General features: G+C 38.4%; 18 protein-coding genes and 1 riboswitch. Of the genes, 13 read left to right on the top strand and 5 right to left on the bottom strand.

Annotated features, from left to right (window positions below; all coding sequences use genetic code 11):
- The first annotated feature begins 120 nt into the window (after positions 1-120).
- From ACSVDJ_RS08975 to ACSVDJ_RS08920, 12 genes are all read left to right on the top strand, one after another.
- Positions 121-327, top strand: a complete 207-nt coding sequence (locus tag ACSVDJ_RS08975; RefSeq protein ID WP_100402729.1) for a DUF1657 domain-containing protein — start codon at positions 121-123, stop codon at positions 325-327.
- A 42-nt stretch (positions 328-369) separates the two neighbouring features.
- Positions 370-1374 carry a stage V sporulation protein AD gene (gene spoVAD, locus ACSVDJ_RS08970; protein WP_439168158.1) on the top strand — a complete coding sequence of 335 codons (1005 nt, stop codon included), beginning with the start codon at positions 370-372 and terminating at the stop codon, positions 1372-1374.
- A 14-nt stretch (positions 1375-1388) separates the two neighbouring features.
- Complete coding sequence (locus ACSVDJ_RS08965) at positions 1389-1595, top strand: DUF1657 domain-containing protein (RefSeq protein WP_439168156.1); 207 nt, start codon at positions 1389-1391, stop codon at positions 1593-1595.
- 17 nt (positions 1596-1612) lie between these two features.
- Positions 1613-2473 carry a DUF421 domain-containing protein gene (locus ACSVDJ_RS08960; protein ID WP_439168155.1) on the top strand — a complete coding sequence of 287 codons (861 nt, stop codon included), beginning with the start codon at positions 1613-1615 and terminating at the stop codon, positions 2471-2473.
- 149 nt (positions 2474-2622) lie between these two features.
- A complete protein-coding gene (locus ACSVDJ_RS08955; RefSeq protein ID WP_094836889.1) occupies positions 2623-2982 on the top strand; it encodes a replication termination protein in 360 nt (119 codons plus the stop codon).
- Between the two features lie 11 nt (positions 2983-2993).
- Positions 2994-3368 (top strand): PH domain-containing protein, encoded by a 375-nt coding sequence (locus ACSVDJ_RS08950; RefSeq protein WP_094836890.1) that lies wholly within the window; start codon positions 2994-2996, stop codon positions 3366-3368.
- Between the two features lie 97 nt (positions 3369-3465).
- Positions 3466-3565, top strand: a riboswitch (purine riboswitch).
- Between the two features lie 68 nt (positions 3566-3633).
- Complete coding sequence (gene add, locus ACSVDJ_RS08945) at positions 3634-4644, top strand: adenosine deaminase (RefSeq protein WP_439168153.1); 1011 nt, start codon at positions 3634-3636, stop codon at positions 4642-4644.
- 212 nt (positions 4645-4856) lie between these two features.
- Positions 4857-5246, top strand: a complete 390-nt coding sequence (locus tag ACSVDJ_RS08940) for a GntR family transcriptional regulator (RefSeq protein WP_094836892.1) — start codon at positions 4857-4859, stop codon at positions 5244-5246.
- The gene (locus tag ACSVDJ_RS08935) at positions 5239-6138 is read left to right on the top strand and encodes an ABC transporter ATP-binding protein (protein ID WP_439168151.1); all 900 of its coding nucleotides are present in this window, start codon (positions 5239-5241) and stop codon (positions 6136-6138) included. Before ACSVDJ_RS08940 ends, ACSVDJ_RS08935 begins: the two co-directional genes overlap by 8 nt.
- Entirely contained in the window at positions 6113-8065 is a 1953-nt protein-coding gene (locus ACSVDJ_RS08930) for a DUF6449 domain-containing protein (RefSeq protein ID WP_439168149.1), read from the top strand. The genes ACSVDJ_RS08935 and ACSVDJ_RS08930 overlap by 26 nt, the downstream gene beginning before the upstream one ends.
- A 205-nt stretch (positions 8066-8270) precedes the next feature.
- On the top strand, positions 8271-8414 hold the full coding sequence (locus ACSVDJ_RS08925; RefSeq protein ID WP_439168147.1) for a YrzI family small protein: 144 nt from the start codon (positions 8271-8273) through the stop codon (positions 8412-8414).
- Between the two features lie 262 nt (positions 8415-8676).
- Complete coding sequence (locus tag ACSVDJ_RS08920; protein ID WP_439168146.1) at positions 8677-9306, top strand: nitrous oxide reductase accessory protein NosL; 630 nt, start codon at positions 8677-8679, stop codon at positions 9304-9306.
- 35 nt (positions 9307-9341) lie between these two features.
- Here the strand turns inward: ACSVDJ_RS08920 and ccmA are convergent, their stop codons facing one another.
- From ccmA to ACSVDJ_RS08900, 4 genes are read right to left on the bottom strand one after another with little or no spacing between them, the layout of a single operon-like run.
- Entirely contained in the window at positions 9342-10040 is a 699-nt protein-coding gene (gene ccmA / locus ACSVDJ_RS08915; RefSeq protein ID WP_439168144.1) for a heme ABC exporter ATP-binding protein CcmA, read from the bottom strand.
- The gene (locus ACSVDJ_RS08910; protein WP_439168142.1) at positions 10037-10855 is read right to left on the bottom strand and encodes an ABC transporter permease; all 819 of its coding nucleotides are present in this window, start codon (positions 10853-10855) and stop codon (positions 10037-10039) included. The genes ccmA and ACSVDJ_RS08910 overlap by 4 nt, the downstream gene beginning before the upstream one ends.
- Positions 10852-11307 (bottom strand): nitrous oxide reductase accessory protein NosL, encoded by a 456-nt coding sequence (locus tag ACSVDJ_RS08905; protein ID WP_439168140.1) that lies wholly within the window; start codon positions 11305-11307, stop codon positions 10852-10854. Before ACSVDJ_RS08905 ends, ACSVDJ_RS08910 begins: the two co-directional genes overlap by 4 nt.
- Positions 11304-12605 (bottom strand): right-handed parallel beta-helix repeat-containing protein, encoded by a 1302-nt coding sequence (locus ACSVDJ_RS08900; protein ID WP_439168139.1) that lies wholly within the window; start codon positions 12603-12605, stop codon positions 11304-11306. The genes ACSVDJ_RS08905 and ACSVDJ_RS08900 overlap by 4 nt, the downstream gene beginning before the upstream one ends.
- Positions 12606-12743: 138 nt before the next feature.
- Here ACSVDJ_RS08900 and ACSVDJ_RS08895 point away from each other — a divergent pair, with 138 nt between their 5' ends.
- Complete coding sequence (locus ACSVDJ_RS08895) at positions 12744-13961, top strand: MFS transporter (protein ID WP_439169053.1); 1218 nt, start codon at positions 12744-12746, stop codon at positions 13959-13961.
- Positions 13962-14172: 211 nt separating this feature from the next.
- On the opposite strand, the gene pdxR is transcribed toward ACSVDJ_RS08895, so the two are convergent.
- Complete coding sequence (pdxR, locus tag ACSVDJ_RS08890) at positions 14173-15552, bottom strand: MocR-like pyridoxine biosynthesis transcription factor PdxR (protein WP_439168137.1); 1380 nt, start codon at positions 15550-15552, stop codon at positions 14173-14175.
- Between the last annotated feature and the right edge of the window lie 74 nt (positions 15553-15626).

Here is a 15626-nt window from a genome sequence, read left to right as displayed (position 1 = left end):
TTAACATACAGAATAGATGAATTATTCGAAAATTCCGGCGTTGTAGTAACAATTTCCAAAAATATTTTTTGAAAAGAAGCTCATGCTAGTAAAGAATTTAACTAAAGGGAGGAAACACAAATGACTGTTATTAATGATTTGAAAACGACATTAGCAGGATTAAAAAGCGCCCAAGCAAGCTTAGAAAGCTTTAGTTTAGCGACAGACAATCAGCAAGCGAAGCAGTTGTACCAAACAGCGGCTACTCAAACGCAAGTAGTGATTGATTCGATCGAGCCACGGATTCAAGAAGTAGAGCAAGAAGAGCCGCAGTATAAAAATAGTTAAAAACATTATGTGCAAAATTCAAATTAAATAGGAGGTGAAAACGTGGAAAAGCAGCGAACATGGGTCTTTTCAAATAAACCTGTCATCTTATCTACTGGTGTCGTTGGAGGCCCTTTTGAGAGCAACGGAAAAATAGCCGATGACTTCGATATTCTTCACGGAGATTTATGGATTGGGCAGGAAACGTATGAGAAAGCACATCGTAAATTACTGGAAGAAGCTTGCTTTCGAGCCATCGAAAAAAGCCGTTTACAAAAAGAGGATATTGAATTTTTTCTTGGGGGAGATTTAATTAATCAAATTACCCCGACAAGCTTTGGAGCTCGACAATTAGGCATTCCTTATATGGGATTATTCGGCGCTTGCTCTACCTCCATGGAGGGACTTGCTTTAAGCTCCTTTATTGTCAACAGCAAAGGGGCGAATTACATTTTAACCGCGGCATCCAGTCATAACGCAGCGGTTGAAAAGCAGTTTCGTTATCCGACGGAATATGGTGGGCAAAAGCCTCCAACGGCGCAATGGACGGTAACGGGAGCCGGAGCCGCCGTAATCGCTCAAGAAGGAGAAGGACCTGTCGTTGTATCGGCTACGATCGGTAAAGTGATCGACATGGGGTTAACCGATCCCTTTAATATGGGGGGAGCAATGGCGCCAGCAGCTGTTGATACGATTATCGCTCATTTGACGTCATTACAGCTCGATCCGTCTTACTATGATTTAATTGTCACCGGAGATTTAGGGGCGATTGGACGTAATATTGTCCTAGAGATGCTGACTGATCGTGGGATTGCGATCACCGATCAACAATTGCAAGACTGCGGCTTAATGATTTATAAAGATTCGCAACCTGTTTTTTCAGGAGCAAGCGGAGCTGGATGCTCAGCTGTTGTCGGTTACGGTCATTTATTGAAGCGAATGAAAAGAGGCGAATTCAAAAGAATGCTACTAGTAGCAACCGGGGCGCTGCTTTCCCCGCTTTCTTTCCAACAAAATGAGTCGATTCCTTGTATCGCTCATGCCGTTTCAATCGAATATATACAGTAAAGGAGCTGCGAAATATGACCGTCGCATCCGATGTGAAGACTTGCACAGCTGGTCTGAAGCATGCTGAGGCTGTGTTTAGTAAGTTGGCTCTAGTGTCAAATGATCTAACATCTAAAGAAATTTTTCATGAAAGCATGATGTCGCTTCATGAAGTAATTGAGCAAATGAACAAACGCATTTATGAGCTTGAAAATCATGAACCGCAATATCAAGGATTTTAACAAAAGGAGTGATTGCCTTGCCCCCATGGTTAGATGTTACCATTCGATCCTTTGTATTTCTTATTGTCTTATTCGCCATCACAAAAATCATTGGAAAAAGGCAAATTTCTCAGTTATCCTTCTTTGAATACATTACCGGTATTACCATCGGTAGTATTGCAGCCGAAGTATCAACGGTGAGAGAAAGATCGATCGTCGATGGATTAATCTCTATTAGCGTTTGGGGATTAATTCCTTTGTTAGCTGGATATTTAGCATTAAAAAGTAAGGCGATCCGAGGTATCATCGAAGGAAAATCAACGATCTTTATTAAAGATGGCAAAGTATTAGAAGATAATTTGAAAAAAGAAAAGTATACGATTGATGAGCTCTTATCTTTATTACGAAAAGAAAATATTTTTTCAATTGCTGATGTAGAATATGCCGTCCTAGAACAAGATGGTAGCTTAAATGCTTTATTAAAGAAAGATAAACGCCCACTGACAAGAAGTGACTTGCAATTAACAGCAATCAATGAAAAGGAACCTCATACCATTATTATGGATGGACGATTGCTGTATGACAGGCTAGCTGAGAGTGGGAAAACGAAAGAATGGTTAAATGAGCAGCTTGAAATAGCCGGTGTATCGCTTGAAAATGTGTTCATCGGCCAGATTAATTCTTATGGAGAGCTACACGTTGATTTATTCGATGATCTTCTTCAGCCAGCTACTCCGCAAGAACGGCCATTACTATTAGCTAATTTGAAAAAGTTCGTCGCCGACATGGAATCATTTGCTCTTGCTACTGAATGTCCGAAAACGAAAAAAATGTACGAAACAAACGCAAAAGCCATTCAAACGATCATTAAAAACACAAAACCATATTTACAAGCGTAACAGGTACCTTTGAACAGGTGCCTGTTATTTTAATACTACATTATGTGCAAAATTCAAATTAAAATAAAACATTCGTTCTATACCAATAAATTTGCTAAAATAAATAATAAGTAAATAACCAAGCAATTAAAATAAGTGAGGTGAGCAAAGTGCCTAGAGGAGAAGGGAAGTTCCTTATTAAACAGCGTGCTTTTTTAAAATTATTTATGATTAAGTTCGTCGAAGAAAATCGTTTATATGGCATGCAAGCGATGGATGAATTAAAAGCGACCTTTAAACAGTACGGCTATGAACCGAACCATTCGGAGATTTATCGCTCACTACATGAGTTAATCGATGATGGGATCTTAAAAAGGCATAAGAAGCTACAAGAAGGAGCGAAATACAAAGAAGTCGTCATTTACCAGTTTGATGACTATGAAAAAGCCAAGTTGTATAAAAAACAAGTAAAGACAGATTTAGATCGAAGTATGGGACTGCTTCGCAAAGCATTAGAAGATGTGTATTAAGGAGTGTGGATATGGGATTATTTGATGGTTTAATTGGTAATGCGACAGAAGCGGATGTGAAAACCGTAGAAAAAACACTAAAGCTCATCGTCGCTGAAGGAGAGTCTATTGAAAAGGCATTTGAACTTTCAAAAGACTTAATGGTATTCAGTAACAAGCGTCTACTATTCATTAATAAGCAAGGAGTAACAGGAAAGAAAGTGGAGTACCTTTCGATCCCGTATCGAAGTATTACTCTTTTCAGCATACAAACAGCAGGAACGTTTGACTTAGAAGCGGAATTACTGATTTGGATTGCTGGTAATGAGAACCCGATCGCCAAACAGTTTAGGAAGGACGACAGCATTTTCGATGTCCAGCGAGCGCTGGCTACATATATTCTTTAACGTGAAGAAAAAATAAGGGGATTGTACATTTAATAAAATTCTTCGTTAAGTTCGTAGCCTTACTTGACAATATAAATAAATTCAATTATCCTTTTACGAAATCGAATAAAAAACTTTTCGTATAACTCCAATAATATGGTTTGGAGGTTTCTACCAGGAACCAATAATTCCTGATTACGAAGAAGGTACATGTACTTGTATTTTCTTCGTAATCAGGAATTTTTTTGTTTTTATTTTTCAAATAATATAAAACTAGGAGGAATTTATGAATTTTGTAGCGTTACCTAAAATCGAACTTCATTGCCATTTAGATGGAAGTCTTAGACCTGAAACAATAATTGACATCGCAAAGAGAGAAAATATTAATATACCGTCTTATGATATTGAAGAGATTCAGAGAGAAATTACAGCACCATTAGAATGTGAATCTCTTGATGAATATTTAGAAAAATTTTCAATTCCTAATTTAGTCATGCAGTCAAAGGAAAGCCTAAGAAGAATTTCCTTTGAGCTTTTTGAAGATGCTGCAAAGGAAAACGTGAAATATATGGAAGTCAGGTTTGCTCCTTTACTTCACACCCAGAAAGGTTTGAGTGTAGAAGAAATAGTACAAAGTGTTTTAAATGGGATTAAGGAAGCAGAAGCTAAATACGATATAAAAGGAAATTTAATACTTTCATGTATGAGAACGATGTCTGTAAAGAGTGCCTTTGAGGTCGTCGAAAGAGGAGCTACATTCCTTAAAAAGGGTGTTGTTGCTATAGATTTATGTGCTTCTGAAGAGGAAGGATTTTGTGAAAAATTCATCGAACCGATAAAATTAGCTAGAGAATATGGCTATCGAGTAACGGTTCATGCTGGTGAAACGGGCATAGGTAAAAATGTACTAGAAGCCATTAAACTTTTAGGTGCTGAAAGGATAGGACATGGAGTATTTATTAAGGATTGCGATGAAGCATACAAAATAGTTAAGGAACAACAAGTTGTGCTTGAAATGTGTCCGACAAGTAACGTTCAAACAAAAGCGGTAAACAATTATCATGAACATCCGATCTATCATTTTCATCAGGATGGAATCAAAGTAACAATTAATACAGATAACAGAACAGTATCAGCTACAAATATGGAAAATGAATGTCATATTGTATTCAAGGAATTCAATATTAGTTTTGAGGATTATAAACAAATTTATTTTAATAGTGTCGAAGCATCTTTTGCTGATTTAGAGACAAAAAACATGTTGGAAAAGTATATAAAAGATACTTCCTCGTTATAATAGAATATAGTTTTTGCACCAAAAGAAAGAATGGGTTACCGAGAAATTAGGTAGCCCATTCTTTCTTTTATCTTCAGTGAGCTTTTCAGAACTCAACGACCAATTATTTTTAAAATTTTCCACCTAAATTAAAAAAAGGATTGAAAAACACAGTGTATTAAGTGTATTATTTAAATTAATATAGTTGATACAGTGAAAGGAGGCATTTGAGTGTGATTGTTCTTGATATTAAAAGTCGAAAACCAATCTATGAACAGCTGACAGAGAAAATAAAGGAATTGATTATGCATGATGTGTTCCAGCCAGACGAGCAACTTCCTTCTGTTCGGCAACTGGCAGGTGAGCTGGCTATTAATCCGAATACGATTCAAAAGGCTTATCGAGAATTAGAACGGGAAGGATTCATATATTCTCTTCCTGGAAAAGGAAGCTTTGTTAAAGAACAAACGAGTATGGCAAATAAACAGAGGGTGGAGCAATTGAAAAACGAATTATTAGCCTTAATTTCAGAAGCTTTATATTTAGGCATTAGTAAAAAAGAAATCACAGAATTGGCCGAGAAGGCAGAACAGAGTGTTAAAGGGGGGAAAGGAATTGATTAAAGTTCGTGATTTAACAAAAGTCTTTAAAGATTCAGAGGCTTTAACTCGAGTAAACTTAACTGTGCATAAAGGCTCCATTTTCGGGTTGCTTGGATCCAATGGAGCAGGGAAGACTACATTGTTAAAAGCGATAGCAGGCATTATGAAGCCTGACAGCGGAAAAGTGTGTGTAAATGGAAATGAAATAGATAAGCATCCGGAATTAAAGCAGGAAGTTTTATTTCTACCAGATATCCCTTACTTTTTTGCTCAACATACAATTAAACAAATGGCCTACTTTTATCAACAAGTGTATCAAAAATGGAATCAGCATCGCTTTGAACAACTAAGCCATGTGTTTGATCTTCCTTTGAATATGAGGTTACATCAATTATCAAAAGGAAAACAACGCCAAGCTGCTTTTTGGTTCGCTTTATGTTGTATGCCCGATTATTTACTATTAGATGAACCGCTAGATGGGTTAGACATTGTGATGAGAAAGAAAATTAAGCAGTTATTAATGGAGGACGTCGCCGAGCGGAATATGACGATCGTCATCTCTTCTCATAATTTACGAGAGATTGAAGATATTTGTGATCATGTAGCCATTTTGCATGGGGGAAATGTTTTATTAGAACGAGAACTAGATGAATTGAAAAGTAGTTTACACAAAATTCAAGTCGCTTTTCGCGGAGAGATTCCTTCACAATTTTTGGCTAAGCTCAATATCATTCATCATGAACAACGTGGTAGCATCCATATTTTCATCGTCAAAGGAAAAGAGAAAAAAATTCATGCTGATGTTTCTGCTTTTCAGCCATTGTTGTTAGATGTGCTACCGATCACGCTTGAGGAAATATTCTCATATGAAATGGAGGAAGCAGGATATGGTGTCGGCAATTTTGTTTTTTAATCAAGGAATTTGGAGACAGAAGGCGAAAGTATTAGGCTGGCTCAGTCTACTTTATTTTCTTCTCTTGTTCTTCATCGTTCCTTTGCGGATGATCATGGACCATTCGAATCACGAAGGGCAGTTTATTCGAGACATTCCATCCGTATTTCAATTATCAGCGGATATCCAATTAATGCTGATTTTGACCGTTCCAGTTGGGTTTGCTGTCTTTGCTTTCCGTTATTTACACGTGAAAGCCGCTGCTGACTTTATGCATAGCTTACCGGTTTCGCGGTCGACATTGTTTTACCAGTATACAGTATGTGGATTCATTTTCATGATGATTCCGCTTGTCGCAACTGCCCTAGTCATCACAGGGAGTCAATGGCTGCTTGATGTCCACTATTTCTCAGCTTCTGACATATTGATTTGGATCGGCTTTACCCTATTTTGGAACGTTGTGATTTACGCAGCCGCCGTGTTCTCAGGTATGCTCACAGGGATATCCGTTATGCAAATCTTATTCACTTATGCCTTGTTCCTTTTGCCTATTGGATTCCTCATGTTAGCTGTTTATAATATTGAATTTTTGCTACATGGTTTTCCAGCCAACTACTATTTAAATTTCAATCTTGAACGTTTTATTATCTTTTCTCGCATTTATTCTGCAATGGAAGTTTCGCTTCTTTGGTGGGAGTGGTTAACTTATAGTGTTATTTCACTTGTATTCTTATTTCTCGCATTAGTAGCCTATAAGCGTCGGCCAACTGAAACAGCGACACTCGCTCTAGCTTTTCCGAAACTTCGTCCATTATTCGTTTACAGCTGTACGTTTTTGGCGATGTTATTTGGTGGTCTGTACTTTGGTAGTGTCCAACGTACCGTACCTTGGATTGTGTTTGGACTACTTATCTTCTCATTTTTGAGCTATTTTGTTGCTAGAATGATTGTGGAAAAAACAACGAGAGTATTTATGTATTGGAAAGGGTACGTATCGTTTATTGGAGGCATTCTTCTACTAGGTCTGTCCATTCATACTTTAGATGGCATGTATGAAAAGAAAGTACCGGCTATCGCAACAATAGAAGAAGTTTATTTCTCTGATGGGATATATGGATATCATAATATCGACTCTGGAAACATGAACGAAATTCCTTCTTCCCACTTTTATAAGGACCCAGTGAATGTAAAGAAAGTCACTGAATGGCATCAGCAAGTGATCAACAACAAATCACAGCAAACGAAAAACGTTACTCCAATTGTCTTTGCCTATAAACTAGATAACGGAAAGAATTTAGTACGAGAATACAACATTCCTATTAAACAATACGAGCAATGGATCAATGAGCTTGCTAGTTCAGAAGAGTTCAAATACAATCAATATCCTTTATTAACTATGGATGACACAAATATTGAGAATATTACTTTGTACTCACATACTGCTCAAAACAAGCAACTTAGGCTAACCAATCCGAAACAAATGAAACAACTAGTCGCATTGCTAAAAGAAAACATGGAAAAAGAAGATTTGACAAAGAGTACAAATAGCTGGGGGAGTATTGATATCTACTTTGAAGATGAAAAAGTGATCTATGCGCCTTGGCAAAAGACGTATCAATCGGTAGAAAAGTGGCTTGACGATGAAGGATTACTAGAACAAGTGAAAGTGATGCCACATGATATTAGTTACGCTATTGTATTTGAAACAGCAGGTAATCCTGATCTTTATGATACGCTTGACGAGTATGGCCAAATCAACTCATCCATCAAACAAATAAAAATAAAAGATAAAGAGCAAATTGAACAATTACTTCCGATTGCTCATACAGGAGAAGAAGATAGCTCCTACGCTATCGCTTATTATGTGAAAAATCAAAATCACCCTACCATTGAGCAAATCAGCAAAGAAGAAGCTCCATCATTCATAAAAGACCAATTATCGAAGTAAAGTGAAGAGAGGGCAAAAAAGCCCTCTCTAACTTTTTTTAAAAAATAATGGAGTTTTAATGATCGTTTGGATATAATTAGAAAGGTAAGAATTGTCTAGCCATTTCGTTTTCAATTTTGGAAAGACACGTGTTCTGGAACTGGTCAGCTTTCACATACTTCCGAGGCAGAAGCTTTTATTGCTCTCTGAGAGGAGGTGAGAAGGAATGACGATTAATCTTATTTTTGTCATTATTACGATTAAACGACGCGAGAAAAACGTGGAAGAGTATATCCATGAACAACGTGTAGAAGAAATCTATGACGAAATGCGAAACAAGCAACACGAAAGAATGAATCACTTGTTTTAATCCAAATATGAAAGGAAGAGAGGAGAATGTTTTATGAGAAAATTACAACCAATCCAATCTAAATGGCGAGCTGCACTTTATATTAGGAAAGACTCTGCCTAGTGAAACTGACCAGTGATCATAGTTATGCACACAACCTTCAACGGAAATGACCGTTGAGGGTTTTTATTTTTACCATTTCATTGAATTCTCTCATTTTCTTCATTCTTTTATCACAATTCCTTCTTATACTGAACGTATAGAAACTATAGGGGGAAACAAAATGAAAAAACAATTGTACATCTTAACGGCTGCGGCAGCATTAAGTTTAGCCGCTTGCTCTAGCAATGAAAAAGCAGAGGAGTCAAAGCCGGCAGAAGAAAAAGCCGCAACAGAACAACAAGCGGATACAACAAAAACAGAAGAAGTAAAACAAGAAGCAACTCATCAACATGAGGAAGGCGAGCCTACTGCGGAAGCAACTTGTGCTTTTTGTGATATGAAAGTGTATATGAAGAGTGAAGATATGGGGCAATTTACTGCCAAAATGGTAACCGAAGAGGGAGAAACACTTTTCTTTGACGATATCGGTTGTATGCTGAACTATGAGCGCGATACAGAAAAACCCGCAAAAGAGCGTTTTGTTCGCGACTTTAATGGATTAGATTGGCTGTCATTTGATGAAGCAAAAATTATGAAAACAGACGTGAAGACACCGATGAACTACGGATACGCTTTTTTCAAAGATGAGGAAAGTCTAAATACATTTACAACCAAACATCAAAATGCCACACCAGCAACAGTAGAAGATATCGATCATATCGCTCATGAACGCTATATGAAAAAGAAACAAATGCAAGAGCAAGAGGGCGAGATGAAACAAGAGGAAGGAATGCAAAACGAGGCTCATTAAATGGTAAAAAATCCGGCTTAATTGACCGGATTTTTTCATTTACTGTATTCTTTAAATAAAGCTTCATCAAGCGAAGTATGTTGCTGCAGAAGTGTCTCTACCTTTTCATGAACGAGTAAACGACCATCCTGTAAAAAGGCAAGCGTATCCGCAAGTTCCTCCACGACCGATAAAATATGCGTCGTAAACAGAACCGTTTGTCCTTCGTTCTTTTTCTCTACGATAATTTCCTTCATTCGATGCACCCAATATGGATCAAGTCCATTCGTTGGCTCATCAAGGATTAAAATAGGAGCTTGCGACAGTAAGCTTTGTGCAAACGATAGTCGCTGTTGCATTCCTTTTGAATAAGATTTCACTTTTTTATCGGCATGCTCGCTTAATCCAACAAGCGCAAGCAATTCATTCACTTGTTGACGATCCGCCTTTTGTAAATCGGCAAAATATGTTAACGTTTCCCGCCCCGTTAATAACGGAGGCGCAGATAAGTCATCAGGCATATAAGCAAACTGCGAGCGAAAATCCGCTTTTTTATCTCTTGAACGATGACCATTTAACAGAATCTCTCCCGCATCAGGCGTATAAATGCCGGTCATCATTTTAATGATCGTACTTTTCCCGGCTCCATTGCCGCCGCAGAGAGCGATACATTCTCCAGCATCAACGGAAAATGACAACGGATGAATCACTTGTTTTTTTTGAAAAGATTTACTGACTTCACGAAAGGTAATCATAATGTTTTCCCTCGATTCATGAGAACGTTAGCAAGCAATAGCGGTGCGACCGTCCAAATAAGACAAGCCGTCACGAACATGACGACACCAGCACTGCCTTCTGCCCAAACGGTAAAATCATAGACAGAAGGGCCGAAGATCGTGCCGCTCCCGAGAAATAAAACGGTAAAGACTCGAATGAGCTCCACGGGGTTCAGAAAAACAGAGACGGTAAGAATCGGTAAAACCATAGTCGGTCCAGCGATCATCGTTGCCGCCATGATGATAAATTCATAGAAAAGAACAAAAAACGCCCATAAAAATAATCCGATGCCTAATGCTTGTAGCCTTCCTGTTGCTATAATTCCGGTGAATATTGCTAAAGATAAAAACATCAAAACTAATAACACTGAAATCCCGAAGAAGACAAATAATAACGAAAAATCACTTCCGGATGATTGGAGAAATAACAAGACTGATACGCCATAACCAAGCACTAAAATAAAAATCAATGATGTCGCAAGACCAATGTATTTCCCAGCAATTACAGCCATCGAAGACAAGGGATACGTAAGCAGTAAACCTAAACGACCGTCTTCTTTTTCACCAGCAATAAGTAAACTACCTACAAGTAGCGTTAATAACGGAAGTAAAAATAGCGAAAGATTCAAGAGACTAGCTGTACTTCGCGTAAATCCATCAAATTCTCCGCTCGCTTGTCCAGTAAAGAAAATAATGATGCCTGCAAGCAACGTAAACAATCCAGCAAACACAAGAAGCCATTTACTTCTGAAAGCTAACTTCATTTCATGACGAGCAATCGTCCAAGCTGTCACTGGTGGCCACCCCAATCATGCGTCATAACTTCATCTAACGTCATCATTTCCCCTTTGCCTTCTTTTTTCATATAGTCTTCAGCGGAGGACTGATCCGAAAAAGAGACGACACCATAAACCATCGGCGTCCAATAGTCTTTGTTATATACAAACGTCGCTTCCTTCAATTTTACCCAATCAGCACTTAGGGCATCACGAACATATTTCTCACCAATCTCCTTTTCGTCTTGCTTATGTAAATATCCGACCATACAGCCGATATCATCAAAAGTTTCAACCGAGCCATCCTTTAGAATCACCTCTGTCGCATATTGAGGCTCGGTAATACTCATATTGCAAACCTCACATACATCAATATCGGGATTAATTTCTACCGGTTCATACGTCTGTTCTTTTCCACAAGCGGCCAACAGCATCACAGAAGCCGCCAATCCAACAAATATCCGTTTCATTCTAATTCTCTCCTTTTTCTCATCCATAAGTACAGCACTGCTCCTAGAGGAATCAGCACTATGAATACATACGATACATCGAGTGGCTTCCCCTGTTTGACTAATGGAAACCGATCCGTATTTCCTTCATCGCTTTGAAGCGAGAACATTTTCTCAACGGACTGCCAAACCGTCATCGCTGGACTTTCAAAATAAAATTGCAAATGCGGATACTGGTGAAGAAGGGAGCTATAACTAGATCCACCATGATAAGCAATTTCTCCGATGCTATCTCCATTCAAATCATAAGAATGATAATCATCCCAATAGTTGCCGACTTCGCCATCATCAAGAGAGAAAGCCGTACCTGTCAGCTTCGTTTGAATAATATTTCCTTCTAAACGATTCTCACTCATTTGAACGTCGCTATTTTTTCCCTCTGTGATCAGACCGATATAATTACCGGCGACGAGATTATTCTTTATCAAAATCTTATTTGAAGATTGAAGCGATAAGCCATTGTGATTATAAAGCAATTCATTATCCTCAAGTTGAACATCTTCTGTTTCATAAATTAATACGCCGAACCCTCGGTAGTTCAACTGTTTTTCAAAAGTGTTCTCTTCAATGGCAATGCCTTTCGAATTCATCGCCATAATCCCATTAATATTGCCGAAAAAATGATTATCTTTTACTGAATTATTCGTAGAAAACATAAAATGAGTCGCATATCTTGCTTCACTAATCGTATTACCGTTCATCTCATTATTAGAGGACTCATCTAAATAAATCCCATCTTGCACGTTCGTCATCTCATTTTCAATTAGACGGTTATTTTTCGTAGCTAATAAATGAATCCCATTTCCACGAGTAGAAAAATGCCCCGGGTAACTAGAAAAATGATTACGTGAAATCGTATGAGAGCCGCCACCTCGAACTAAGATGCCATAATGAACGTTCGTCAATGTACTCTCACTGACTGTGGCTGCTTTTACTTTATCTAATAAAATCCCTGCTTGTTGCGCTCCTTTTCCCGAATGCTGAATGGTCACACCACGGATTGTGACATCATCTGCTTGAATCGTGACGACGTTATCACTTTTTCCGCCGTCAATGATCGCTCCTTGCCCTCCTTTGATTGTTAGCGGCTTATCAATAACGACAGGACCTTCATATACTCCGCGTTCTAAGTGGATTTCCGAATTCGGTGGAGTTTGATCGATTAGCGATTGAAGATCGGTTATTGTGTCCGCTTTCACGATACTAGAGCTAAAAGGGAGGAGGAACAGCCAACTAGTCAGTGCCACCACTTTTTTCATTGGTCCACATCCTTTCCTTCTTTTTGTACTACATAATTGTGAAATATTAAAGAAGTGTGAGCGAAACTTCTATGAAATCTGTTTTTTTGTGGCAAATCGACTATAATGGATGAAATAGAGAAGAAGGGAGTGGAGAGCATGTCAGTGGCAGCCAAACAATCATCTGTCGGTCAAGCGACCACCTATAGCATCTTATTTGCGATTAGCGGTGGACATTTAATTAACGACTCCATTCAAGCAGTCGTTCCAGCGATGTTTCCGATTTTAGAGAAGTCGCTTGCACTTTCTTACGCACAGCTTGGCTGGATTGCTTTCGTTCTGAATATTACGTCTTCGTTAATGCAACCTGTGTTTGGCGCCGTTGCTGATCGGAAGCCACAGCCATATTTATTGCCAATTGGTATGGGGCTTTCGATGTTAGGCGTCATCGGCTTTGGTTTGTCACCTAATTTTTACACACTGTTATTCGCGGTTTTATTTATCGGGCTTGGTTCAGCGGTTTTTCATCCAGAAGGCTCACGTGTCGCTTTTATGGCCGCTGGACAAAAAAGAGGGCTCGCGCAATCGATCTATCAAATGGGAGGAAACGCTGGACAATCACTTGCTCCGATTTTTACAGCCTTTATCTTTGTCCCATTAGGTCAAAAAGGAGCGTTGTTATTTTCGGTGATCACCGCCATTGGTGTTCTTTTGCTTTATCGAGTCTCTACTTGGTATAAGCACCAACTACAAATGAACGAACGAGCAAGGAAAAATAAGCGTGCGGCGATCAAGAAAAAACTACATAAAAGCGTGAAATGGGCTATGATTCTATTAATCTTCTTTGTCTTTGCACGCTCATGGTACGCAGCCGCTATTACAAACTTCTATCAATTTTACTTAATTGAAGATTACGGACTATCAATTAAAGAAGCACAGCTATACTTATTTGTGTACATGGCTGCTGGTGTCGCGGGTACGTTTCTTGGTGGACCATTAGCTGATCGCTTCGGCCGTAAAAACCTACTCGTCTTTTCGATGCTCGGAGCCGCTCCATTAGCCGCAGCCTTGCCTTATGTACCGCTCGCTTTCGTATTGCCGCTATTCTTTCTAATTGGTTTTATCTTACTTTCTAGCTTCAGTGTATCCGTTGTATACGCTCAAGAATTACTACCGGAAAAAGTGGGGACGGTATCCGGCTTAATCGTCGGGCTGGCCTTCGGAATGGGGGCAATTGGCTCTGTATTTTTTGGCGTTTTAGCCGATCACTATAGCTTAAAATTTATGATGATTCTTGCTAGTCTATTGCCGCTATTAGGCGTGAGTGCATTAGCGTTGCCAGGGGATCAGAAGGTGAAAAAATTAAATAGAGGATAAGGAGAAACAGGATATATAAGGCATTCCAATAGAAAAATCCCAATTTCGACTAATAAGCACCTAAATGATATTCCAAATAACGTAGCAAATATTGCAGATTAAAACAAAACTCTGAGTCAATCAAAAAGGTTGAGTGTCTAAAAGGTGCTCAACCTTTTTACATTCAAGAGTATAAGGGAAAATGGCCCTACTAACAATTACGGGGTATTTTTTATGACCAAGCTTTTTTTAACAACTTCACACCCAGTTGAATTTCATCACAAGAAAGATTACTAAAGCCAAGTTTAATGATTGGTTGTTCAGAATAGTTTTTTACAACATAGAGTGAAGTAGGATACACTTTAATACCATAAAAAGAGGCTTGTTGAATGAGCCATTCCTCAGAATGCTTCATATGCACTTTGACTAATAAGTACAAACCAGACTGCTCACCGATAATGGATATATTTTGCTTGAATTCGTCTTTTAATGCAGATACTAAATGCTGCATTTTTCTTTTATACACAAGGCGCATGCGCTTAATATGACGATTCCATTCTCCTTCTTCCATAAATTTAGCCATTGTAAGCTGATTAAGAAGTGAAGTAGTACTCTCGAAATGACGAAATTGATTTTTATAACGATTTAATAGTGGCTGCGGCAACACCATATAGCTTAAACGGATTCCAGGGAGGAAACATTTCGAAAAGTTTCCTAGATAAATCACTCTTGTGGAATCAATGGAAGCGAGAGCTGGAAATGGTCGTTGTGTGTAACGGAATTCACTGTCATAATCGTCTTCGATAATATACCCCTCTATTTTATTAACCCAATGAATAAGCGTTTGTCGCTGTTGGATAGACATGCTTACCCCCATTGGACTTTGATGAGAAGGAGTAACATAGCTTAATCGTGATCTCATTTGTTCTAATTTTGAAAAATTAGTACCGGTTTCAGAAACTGGTAAAGTTTCAAGTACAAAGCGATGAAATTGAAAAGCTTCCCTAGCACCATCATATCCAGGATCTTCTACTATAATATGTTGAAAATCCTCTTTCAGTATATATCCAAGGTATATGAGCATTTGCTGAGTACTGCTGCCGATAATAATAGCATTTGCGTCTGCTTTTACTCCACGTGATTGGAGTAAGTATGCAGCAATTTGTTCCCGCAAAAGTACTTCTCCGAAAGGATCTCCGTATAGAAAGCTCTCCTGTAATGTTAATACTTGATTGGCTATCCTCCTCCACACTTTTAAAGGGAAATGTGTTTGATCTACAGCGTCTGCTCGGAAATTAACGAGGACAGATGCTTCTGATCCTGTTTGCTTTTTTTCCTGGGGGATTAGCTCCTCGTGAAATAAAATAGGCTCTAATTCATTTGCGAAATACCCTTTCCGTCCTTCTCCGCGAATATATCCTTCAGCTACAAGCTGTTCATACGCTATTAATGTCGTATTGCGACTTACTTGAAGGGAATCTGCAAGTTGGCGAATAGAAGGCAATTGCTCATTTGCAAGTATATCACCTTGCTCAATAAATACTTTAAATTGCTCATAGATTTGTTTATATTTTGGGGAATCACCCTTAAAAGTAAAAATGGTGTTTTTCATTTATGATCTCCTCTGACATGTACACTTGTTTGATATTGTACCTTTTTAAATGTCAGTTTGTATAATATTATTTT

It is taken from the genome of Bacillus sp. Hm123, assembly GCF_051842975.2.
Taxonomy (GTDB): domain Bacteria; phylum Bacillota; class Bacilli; order Bacillales; family Domibacillaceae; genus Bacillus_CE.
Note: the sequence above shows the minus strand (reverse complement) of the source record. Positions and strands in the feature narration are given on the sequence as shown.